The sequence below is a fragment of the Rhodococcus sp. EPR-157 genome (genome assembly GCF_001647195.1).
Taxonomy (GTDB): domain Bacteria; phylum Actinomycetota; class Actinomycetes; order Mycobacteriales; family Mycobacteriaceae; genus Rhodococcoides.
Genome location: NZ_LVCV01000431.1, coordinates 1 through 9959 on the forward strand (window position 1 = coordinate 1; position 9959 = coordinate 9959).

A 9959-nucleotide genomic window follows, 5' to 3' on the forward strand; every position below is an offset into this window, starting at 1 on the left:
CTGATGGGGCACCTTGCAATCGACAGCCTGCCCCCGTTTCTGATCGAAGCGTTCGACGTCCGAATCGAATACGTGTTGCCGGGCTATGCAATCCCCTCGGCGATCGTTCTGTGCGTAGCTGCGTGTGTCGCGGCGTCTGCCCTGGCAGCCGTCCAGGTATATCGAATTTCCCCTGTCGAGGCTCTCGCCGTGGGCGGGTCGGAGACCTCGTCGGGGCCGTCCGGTCGGTTCGCCTTCGGTGTCGCACTGCTCGGTGCCGTAGCGATCGCCGGGTCGGTCGTCTTGGCTGTGACGGTCGACGGACAAGCCGCACTGACTGCGGGCGCCGTTTTCCTCATCGGCGTCGTCGCGCTGTGCGTGGGTGGTACCAGAATCATCGTCGGAGTCGCAGGTAACGTTCCACGCCGCTGGGGTGGCGCCGGGCGACTGGCAAGCGCCACCATCGAACGCGCGCCGGGCCGAATCTGGGCAACCGTCATGACGATCGTGGTGGCAGTCGGCGTCATCGTCGGTGTGTCAGGGGCGTTGAACAACCTGACGAGCTCGGCGACGGAGTCGTTGTCGTCCCTGGGCCGCACCGACGTGTTCGTGTCATTGACCTCCAGCTACGCGGTGCCCGCGGGCGCGACATTGGATCCTGCAGTGGTGCAGCAGATTCGCTCGACGCCCGGGGTGACGAATGCCGTCGAAGGGCAGTGGGCGTACGCGGACCTCGGCGACGAACTAGTCGCCATCCAAGGCGTCGCCGAGGGCAGCAACGCCGTGACACTCTCGGTCCTCGACGAGTCCGTCGAAGCTGCTGTGCTGCGCGGTGACGGTGTCGCCATATCCCGCAATCTGGGCCTCGCGCTGAATGTTTCGACGGGAAGCACCATCGAACTTCCCACTCCCACCGGAGTGCGGCCGGTGAAAGTTCTTGCCGTGGTCGACTACCTCAATGCCGCCGGCGGAACCATGGCGATCTCACTCGACTCCATGCAGGAATGGTACGACCGCCCAGGCGCCACCTATCTGGAGATCGCAGTCGACTCGGACACCGTCCAGAAGACGTTGGACGACACCCTTCCGCCCGAGGTCAACGTCTACTCCGGCACCCAAGCACTCGAAGGCGCGAGCGCATCCATCGCGCAGGCCGGTGCGCTCGCCGTGGCACTGCAATGGATCGTGGCCGTCGTCGCGGCTGTCGCGCTGCTGAACACCCTGATGCTGTCGGTCCTCGAACGACGCCGAGAACTGGGTGTGCTGCGGGCCATGGGCGCGAGCCGCGGAACACTCGGACGGATGGTGCTGAGCGAAGCGCTGTCCGTCGGGATCGTGGGCGGTGTGCTCGGGCTGGCAATCGGTGCCGCGCTGCAGTACCTCAGCACCCTCATCCTCGGCGCAAGCACAGGCATCGCCATCGAGTACACGGCGGACCCGTCGATCCTGCTCTACGGACTCGTCGCGTTGCTCCTCGCCCTGGTCGGGTCACTACCGCCGGCCGTGCACGCCTCGCGGTCGACCATCGTCGATGCTATTGCGGCCGACTGATCCGGCGACCGGTACACTCGTCCGTGCACAACTCGCCTTCGTAGCTCAGGGGATAGAGCAACCCTCTCCTAAAGGGTAGGTCGCAGGTTCGAATCCTGCCGAGGGCACCACGTATAACCGCAGGTAGTGCGCCTGCGACGCCAGATCCAAGGGCCGGAACCGGCCTCCGCAAGCGCGAAACGCGCGTGATTTACGCGTGAAGCGCGGGCCGATCAGCTCTGCATCGCATCGAGCAACATGCCGCCGAGACACCTTGTGCAAACCTGTCGGTACGTGATGACAGGATGTGTTCAAGCTCGCTCGATCCACGACGTACCGCGCACCTAGGGGCAACATGAAGCTGAAGTCATTCCGCGTTCGCGTTTTCCGCAACATCATTGATTCAGGTGAAGTCACGGCCGATGACGTCACCTGCATCGTCGGAAAGAATGAGGCGGGCAAATCTGCTCTCCTGCAGGCCTTGCACACCCTGAACCCAGCTAATGCAGCGTCCAACCTAAGTATGCTTGACGAATACCCGCGCTGGCTGAAGAAGGAACACGAAATAACCGGCGTGATTGACGACGCGGTTCCGATCACTGCCACTTTCACCATCAGCGACTCGGAGCTACAAGACATCGAAGACACTTTCGAACCCGGCGTACTGGACTCTCGTGAAATTGTAGCCAGCCGCTCGTACAAACATCCCGGAACTTTGAATATTGAAGCGCAAATAAATTACGCTGCCTACGTTGACCCGTTCATTAATAGCTTGCCAGCAGTCTTACAGAGCGCAATCGGATCGCCAGGCACGGTTGACAAACTACGAGCTCTGGTAAATGAATGCATAAACCAAAAAGACGATTTACCAGAATCCGTCGAGATTGCTGGGGCTGCACGAGATGCGGCAGCCCGACTTGCTGAAACCTTTGGCCCCACCAAGGGTTTGCGAAGTGCAATAGACGACCTACTCAAAGAACTTGTCCCAAGAACGTTCTACTTCAGCACCTATGCGCAGCTGGACGGAAGATACGACTTCGATTCGGTAGCTACGGCCATCAAGAATGGGTCCGAAGTTGAAGCAATACAGACAGCCGCGGATTTTCTAAAGTTGGCAAGAATCGCACCTGACGCTGCTGGTGACTGGAATTTTGAGGAGTCCAACGCCGAACTTGAGTCAGTATCCAGCTTACTAACAAAGCGGGTAACTGACCAGTGGCACCAGAACGCACATCTGAAGTTGCGCGTATCAATCGAGGCAAAGCAGGTTACAGATGGATATCAGAATTCTCGAATCGAGCGTTATTTGCAGTTCCGCGTCGAGGACACCCGCCACGACTTCAGCAATCGCCTTGACCGCAGGTCAACCGGCTTCCGTTGGTTCGTTTCGTTCATAGCCGCCTTCTTGGAGTTTGAGAAGGAGGCCGACCTGATTTTGCTGCTTGACGAGCCTGGGCTGAGCCTGCATGCTCGTGCGCAGATGGATCTACTAGATACAATTGAAGACAAGCTCGCCAAAGATAGGCAAATACTCTATTCGACCCATTCGCCGTTCATGGTCAGGACAAACAGCCTGTCACGCACTCGAATCGCAGAGGATAAGGGTCCAGAAGTCGGCTCTACTGTGACCAACGATGCTGGAATGGTTTCGGACTCGGACACACTATTCCCGTTGCAGGCCGCCCTCGGCTACGACATTGTTCAGAGTCTTTTCATCGGCAACAAAAACGTACTCGTAGAGGGCGTCTCAGACTACATCTATCTCTCGATGATTTCGCAGCACTTAAAGTCAAAGGGACGCGCATCGTTGGCAGATGACACTCGACTCCTACCAGCAGGTGGCGCTACCAATATACCGACCTTCATCTCCCTCGTGGGGACACAACTTGACATTGTCGTTCTTCTTGACGGGAATAGTCCCCGCCAGCGAATAGAGAACACAATAGAGCGAGGGCGGCTGAGTAGCTCAAAGATTTTAAGCATAGCGGATTATACCGATGTGAGAGAAGCGGACATCGAAGATCTTTTCGCCCCTGAAGAATACTTGAAACTTTACAATCAGACTTACAAGACTCGACTCAAGATTGCAGACCTAAACGGCAGTGACCGCATAGTGAAACGGATTGAACGCGCTCGAACTGCATTCGATCACGGCGAGGTAGCAGCCCAATTCCTGCGAACGCTCGACAAATCACTAGCCAGTCTTTCTGACGAGACACTGCAAAGATTTGAAGATACCGTCAAGGCGATCAATGCCGCATTGCCGTAGTCGGTTACTCGTTACTGTGGAGTAGAAGCTGAGGTGGTGCGCTCGCTTACCCCACTGACCTCCTACCGAAGAGCGGCACTACGTTCGACGCCTCTTGCGAGGCCGTCTGCTTCGGTGCCGGTTCCGTCGGGGGACGGGTGAGCGGTGCTTGCTTGCCGCCCTCGTTCTCGGCGATGTAGTCGGCGTAGACGTTGAGCGTGGTCACGTAGGACGCATGCCCGAGCCACTTCGAGACCTGCATGTAGTGCTCCCCCGCGCTCAGGCTCATCACCGCGAAGGTGTGACGGAGGTCGTGCCAGCGGGAGTGCGGCAGGCGGACCGAGCGTAGGGCTGGCTCAAGTAGTGGTCAGCGATGTTGCCGGGGTTGATCGGAACGCTCCACTTGTACCCCTCGGACGGGGCGGGCCGAATGCAGGTCGCCGTCGGGTCGTAGGTCGCGTTGCGGCGGTCGGCGGCTCCGTTCTTCCGACGTATCTCAGGGTCAACGACCGTCGCGCGCTCTGGTCGGATCGCGTCCTGGGTCAGGCCGTCCGGCAACGTCTCCCCCATCGCATACCGACCAGGGAACAACGGTGTGTTCGGGTCGTAGTCCGCGCTGTCGGGGTTGCCGAACGGGTGTACCTCGTAGAGGTACCGACGCAGGTCGTCCGCCAACCAACCGTCAATCGGCACCGTTCGACGGCTTCGCTTGCTCTTCGGGGTGCCTGTCTCGAAACCACCCCGCACCGCTCGTCTAGTCCGGGTCACCCGCAGAGACCCATTGCTCCCCTCAACCTCCGGCAGGCCAACGTCCCCGACATCAAGGCCGGCAAGCTCTCCCGCGCGGAGTCCGCTGTAGGCGCTCGTCGTCACCGCCAACGCGTAGATCGGGTAGCCCTGGATACGCGCGATGTGGTCGGTGACAGCGCCCACCTGTTCTGCGGTAAGTGGCCGCGGCTCGAACTCGGGGGTGTCCGCGTCGACGGTGGCCGTGGTCCGACCGAGCGGAACCGAATGCACAGGGTTCGCCGGAATAGCGCCGTCCACGACCGCAACGTCCAAGATCCTCCGCAACACGTCGTACGCGGGCTTGATCGTGGTCCTCGCCAAAGTGACCATCTCCACCGGTTCGTCGGGTCGGTAGCTGCGCTTCGGACGCGGACTCAGCAGATCAGCCCGAAACCGGCGAATGTCTGCGGCAGTGATCGAGGCGACGGCCCGCGTGGCGAAGGCGTCTGCGATGTAGCGCTTGTAGACGGCTTCGGTCTCCCGCGCATACCTCGGCTTCACCGCCCCGGCCAAGCCCTCGAAGTATTGGTGGGCGAAGTATCCAAGCGCCTGGTCTCCGAGCTTGCGTAGTTCCGACGGCGAAGCGGCAACTACTCTGTGCCGTTTCGCGTTCAGCTCGTCGCAGTACTCCTGCGCTGCTTCCTTAGACCGGAAGGTGCGCTGTCGGTTCACTTCCTTGGCGCGACCATCGGGACGGTTTGGATTGAAGGGGATGGGTCGACCGTGCTCGTCGCGTGCCTTCTCGGTCCACCGCACCCGATACGACGGGACTGGCTTGCCGTCCTTGGTGCGCTTAGTCTCTGCCTTCTCGATGTGGGGCATTGCTACTTCTTTCCGGTTCCGAAGATTGCGCCCAAGACGATGAAGGCGAGGGGCAGGACGACCACGAGGATCAGGGCGAACGTGTCCATGTCAGGCCACGCCCTCTCGCTGGAGCAGGCGGCGAATCGTGCTGTGGTGCCACTGGAGGCCGTCACCTGGGGTGGGCACCCCGTACTCGTCCAGCTTGCGAGCGATGACCTTTGCGCTGAGGCCGTCCTCCTGGCGCATAGCGATGATCTCCGCGACGATGGACGGGTCGATCTTCGACGGCCTGCCGAGCTGCTGGCCCTGAGCCTTGGCCCGACGTAAGCCCTCCTTGGTCCTCTCGCTGATCTTGCGCTTCTCTTCAGCGGCCATCGCTACTCGAATGTCGAAGAGCAGGCGCTGGCTTGCATCGCTGGAGTTCGCTCCCTGCGTATCGAGCAAGGTCCAACCATTTGTATTGGCGCGCTTGGCGATTGATGCCGCATCGAGCTGGTCCCGCGTGGCGCGATCCAGGGCCCGAACCAGCAGGCCGTCCGCGAGACCAGACTCAATTGCTGCGATGGCCGTCTGGCGTCCGAACAACTTGGGTACGCTGCCACTGCTCATGACATCGTATGTGACAGTGAGTAACTGGAGCTCGTTGACTTGGCAGTACCTACGCATCTCATCAGACTGTGCGCCGAGGCCGTGCCCCTTCTCCTGCGCGCTGGTTGAGACCCGCGCATAGCCGATAACCCTGAGGCCCTTGAGCTTTGGACCCGAGTGTTCGCGCTGGTCGAGCGCCTGCATCGTCGTCATTTCGTTCTCCTGTTCGCCTTACTGAGTGGGGCCGGAAACGTCGCCGTCGGTCGTGATGAACGTTTCCGACGCCGAATCCGCTCTGATCCCAAAGACAAACAATCTGAATGGGACCGGTCACGCGGTGACGAGCTTTGCCCGGAGCTTCCGGTGGACTGAGGAATTGGCGAACAGGCCTGGCCCCACCTGGCAGAACTTCTCCCCGCAATAGATATTGCGCCCCGCTACCAGCGTTGCTATTATCGAACACATGTTCGAGAGATTCAGGGGGATCTCGTGGAAGCATCCGAAGTTCTGAAGTTGGTTGCGCAGCTGCAGCAGTCGACGGGCACCGTCGACGCCACTGCCGGGATCGACCTGATCTCTGCGCTCGAAACCTTGAAGTCGACCTGTTCGGCCGTTCAAGCCAGCGCAACCGATGGCGTGGCCACTGCGATCGCCGAGCACAGGCGTGCAATCGGTAAACCGAAGGCGCAGTGGCGCGCTGGGGTTGCCTCGCAGATCGGGCTCGCCAGGCGCGAGTCACCGAACAAAGGGGGCCGATACCTCGGACTCGCCCGTGCACTGGTCCACGAAATGCCACACACGTATGCACGTCTACTGGCTGGTGAACTCAACGAATGGCGCGTGACGCTGCTCGTGCGTGAAACAGCATGCCTGACAGTCGAAGACCGACAGATCATCGACAAGCGGCTGTGCTCGGACCCGGCGACGCTGAAGAACCTCGGCGACAAAGCCATCGAGTCGAAGGCCAAAGCCTTGGCCGCTCAACTCGATCCGGCATCGGTAGTGAAGAAGAAACAGAAGGCATTCTCCCAGCGCCGCACCAGCACCCGCCCACAACCCGACTACATGTGCGAATTCAAGACATTGACGTCGATGGACCGCGCCGTCAGCATGTGGGCAACACTACGCAAGGCCGCCGACTCGATCGTGGGCGTCGGCGACGAAACACGCACCCGCGACCAGGTCATGGCCGACCTTGCGTACGAACGCATCACAGGCGCATCGACCGCCAAAGCCGGGGCCGCAGTAGCCGTCAACCTCGTACTGTCCGACGAAACCCTCCTCGCCGGCGGCAAACAACCCGCCCACCTCGACGGCTACGGCGACATTCCCGCATCGATCGCGCGACAACTCGTCCGGGACGCGTTCGCAGAGGACGTTTTGGTTACCCTCCGAAAGCTCTACGCCGAACCATCGTCGGGAGCGCTCACTGCGATGGAATCGAAATCGCGGACCTTCCCGACTGCGTTGGCCCGACTCATCGACCTCAGAGACCGCACATGCCGGACTCCGTGGTGCGATGCTCCGATCCGCCACCGCGACCATATCCAATCGGTCGCCCGCGGAGGTAAAACCACCGCGAACAACGGTGCCGGGCTGTGCGCAGCATGCAACCATGCGAAGGAAGCCGATGGCTGGGAGTCGGGACCTCGACCGAAAGCGAAAGGTGTGGTCCACATCTACGACTTCGAAACTCCGACCGGACATGCATACAGCTCGGAGGCACCGCGAATGCCGGTAGCACGGCGCTACTCATCGTTCTTCGAACACGAGCTCACACTGAACCTGACGGTTGCGTGAATGCCTGATGCATCACTCGGGGAAGGATCGTGACGGGTCAGCAGTTACACTCGGAGATGACGCGCGTAGCAGCACGTCAGACGTCGTGGAATGCTTCTACTTCCGCCCGGCTCCGGCCGCGTAGTCCATGTGCACCCTGCACAGGCTTTTCTTACGGCGATCGAAACTGCCCGCCGGCAGTCTCGCCACCCTTGCATTCTCGGGCCATAGCCCATGGGTGCAACACCCTGCCCGAAAGGCGCAACCCATCACTATGACTACCTTTGCTTCACTCGGCGTACCGCACGCTCTCGCCGACGTTCTCTCTTCACAGGGCAAGACCGAACCGTTCCCCATCCAGGCCGACACCCTGCCCGACACCCTCGTAGGACGCGACGTCCTCGGGCGCGGCAAGACCGGCAGCGGCAAGACCCTCGCCTTCGCAATCCCCATGGTCGCCCGGCTCGCCGGACAGCTCCCCGGCAACCGCAAGCCCGGTCGCCCGCGGGGACTGATCCTCGCCCCGACCCGCGAGCTCGCAACTCAGATCGCCGTCGCCATCGAACCGCTGGCAGCGGCATACAAGCTCAAGGTCACCACCATCTTCGGTGGCGTCTCGCAGAATCGTCAGGTCTCGGCACTCAACGGCGGAGTCGACATCGTCGTCGCATGCCCCGGACGTCTCGAAGACCTCATGAAGCAGCGCCACGTGAGCCTCGACGCAGTCCAGATCACCGTGCTCGACGAGGCCGACCACATGGCCGACCTCGGCTTCCTCCCAGTCGTGACGCGCATCCTCGCCGCCACACCGCAGAAGGGACAGCGTCTGCTGTTCTCTGCGACGCTGGACAACGGCGTCGACAAGCTGGTCAAGCGCTTCCTCACCGACCAGGTCACCCACTCGGTCGACGAGGCAACCTCGCACGTCGAAGCCATGACGCACAGCGTCTTCGAGGTCGACGGCGTCGAAGCGAAGAAGAAGCTCGTCCAGCAGCTCGCGTCGGGAACCGGTCGCCGGATCCTGTTCATGCGCACCAAGCACCAGGCACGCAAGCTCGCCAAGCAGCTCACCGACGCCGGCATTCCGTCCGTCGACCTGCACGGCAACCTGTCTCAGGCAGCGCGTGACCGCAACCTGCTCGCCTTCTCTTCGGGCGACGCTCGTGTTCTCGTCGCCACCGACGTCGCTGCACGCGGAGTCCACGTCGACGATGTCCAGCTCGTCGTCCACGTCGATCCGCCCGCCGAGCACAAGGCGTACCTGCACCGCTCCGGCCGCACCGCTCGTGCGGGAAGCGCCGGAGACGTCGTCACGGTCGTTCTGCCCGAACAGCGCAAAGACACTGCAATTCTGCTGCGCAAGGCTGACATCAAGGTGACGCCCATTCGGGTCACTGCAGATTCGCCCCAGGTAGCCGAGCTGGTCGGTGAGCAGGCCCGATACGTACAGCCTGCACCCAAGGCAGCACCTCAGCCACAGCGTCAGGGAACGCCCCGTCCGCGCAACGGCGCTCCTCGCGGAGGGAACCCGCGGAACAGTGGCAGTTCACGTGGCGGCTCCAGCGAGGGCGGTCAGCGTCAGCATGCCGCCGTCGGTGGACGTCGTCGCCGGCCTGCAGGTCCAGCGGCAAGCCAGCGGACTCGCTGACCTACAGCGTTCGAGCAAAACATAGCGACGTCGGTTCGTCTACGTAGGCGCCGAAGGGGTCGATCTTCGAATACCCTTCGCGCTCGTAGAACCGAACGGCGTCCGGTTGCCCTGTTCCGGTCTCGAGCTTCAGTACGCGAATTCCCAACCTTCGCGCGCTGTCCTCGAGCCGGCGCAGGATTGCGACCGAAGCGCCGCGTCCCCGTTGTGCCGGGACGACATACATGCGCTTGATCTCGGCCTCATGGTTGCCCAGCAACCGGAGCCCACCGCACCCGATCCCGACGGCGTCATCGTCCCGCGCGACGACGAAGACGACGATGTCGTCCACCGACGGTGCCGTACCGGGCTCGTGATCGCTGCTGCCGTACCGGGCATCCAGCTCTGCCCGTTGTGCAGCCCGCAGCTGTGCGCCTACCGGGGTGTCCCATTCTTCTTCGTCGACGGTGATCACCGCGAGAGTCTAAGTCGGTAACTGGCACACTGGACAGGTGACCGACAGCCCCGCGGACGTTCCCAAGCGAACAGCATTGACGCCTGCAGAGTTGGCGACCGCGGCGGTCATGAGCAGCTTCACAGTTGGGCTGTCGGTGG

8 protein-coding genes and 1 tRNA gene are annotated in these 9959 nt (G+C 61.7%); 5 read left to right on the top strand and 4 right to left on the bottom strand.

Annotation, left to right across the window (positions count from 1 at the left end):
- From A2J03_RS20080 to A2J03_RS20090, 3 genes are all read left to right on the top strand, one after another.
- Positions 1–1530 (top strand): ABC transporter permease (locus tag A2J03_RS20080; RefSeq protein ID WP_156520479.1); only part of this gene is annotated, 1530 nt, incomplete at its 5' end.
- Between the two features lie 34 nt (positions 1531–1564).
- Positions 1565–1640 (top strand) — tRNA-Arg (locus A2J03_RS20085).
- Between the two features lie 224 nt (positions 1641–1864).
- Entirely contained in the window at positions 1865–3778 is a 1914-nt protein-coding gene (locus A2J03_RS20090; protein WP_068377545.1) for an AAA family ATPase, read from the top strand.
- 46 nt (positions 3779–3824) lie between these two features.
- On the opposite strand, the gene A2J03_RS31220 is transcribed toward A2J03_RS20090, so the two are convergent.
- The 3 genes from A2J03_RS31220 to A2J03_RS20105 form a co-directional block, all read right to left on the bottom strand.
- Positions 3825–4046 (bottom strand): hypothetical protein, encoded by a 222-nt coding sequence (locus A2J03_RS31220; protein ID WP_068377546.1) that lies wholly within the window; start codon positions 4044–4046, stop codon positions 3825–3827.
- Positions 4046–5368, bottom strand: a complete 1323-nt coding sequence (locus tag A2J03_RS31225; protein WP_068377549.1) for a tyrosine-type recombinase/integrase — start codon at positions 5366–5368, stop codon at positions 4046–4048. Before A2J03_RS31225 ends, A2J03_RS31220 begins: the two co-directional genes overlap by 1 nt.
- A gap of 90 nt (positions 5369–5458) precedes the next feature.
- Complete coding sequence (locus A2J03_RS20105; RefSeq protein WP_068377551.1) at positions 5459–6151, bottom strand: recombinase family protein; 693 nt, start codon at positions 6149–6151, stop codon at positions 5459–5461.
- A 276-nt stretch (positions 6152–6427) separates the two neighbouring features.
- Between A2J03_RS20105 and A2J03_RS20110 the strand changes: the two genes are divergently transcribed.
- Entirely contained in the window at positions 6428–7738 is a 1311-nt protein-coding gene (locus A2J03_RS20110) for an HNH endonuclease (RefSeq protein ID WP_068377555.1), read from the top strand.
- A 253-nt stretch (positions 7739–7991) separates the two neighbouring features.
- Positions 7992–9365, top strand: a complete 1374-nt coding sequence (locus tag A2J03_RS20115) for a DEAD/DEAH box helicase (protein ID WP_068377560.1) — start codon at positions 7992–7994, stop codon at positions 9363–9365.
- A 1-nt stretch (position 9366) separates the two neighbouring features.
- Here A2J03_RS20115 and A2J03_RS20120 read toward each other — a convergent pair whose 3' ends face one another.
- Positions 9367–9819 (bottom strand): GNAT family N-acetyltransferase, encoded by a 453-nt coding sequence (locus A2J03_RS20120; RefSeq protein WP_068377561.1) that lies wholly within the window; start codon positions 9817–9819, stop codon positions 9367–9369.
- Positions 9820–9959 lie beyond the last annotated feature (140 nt).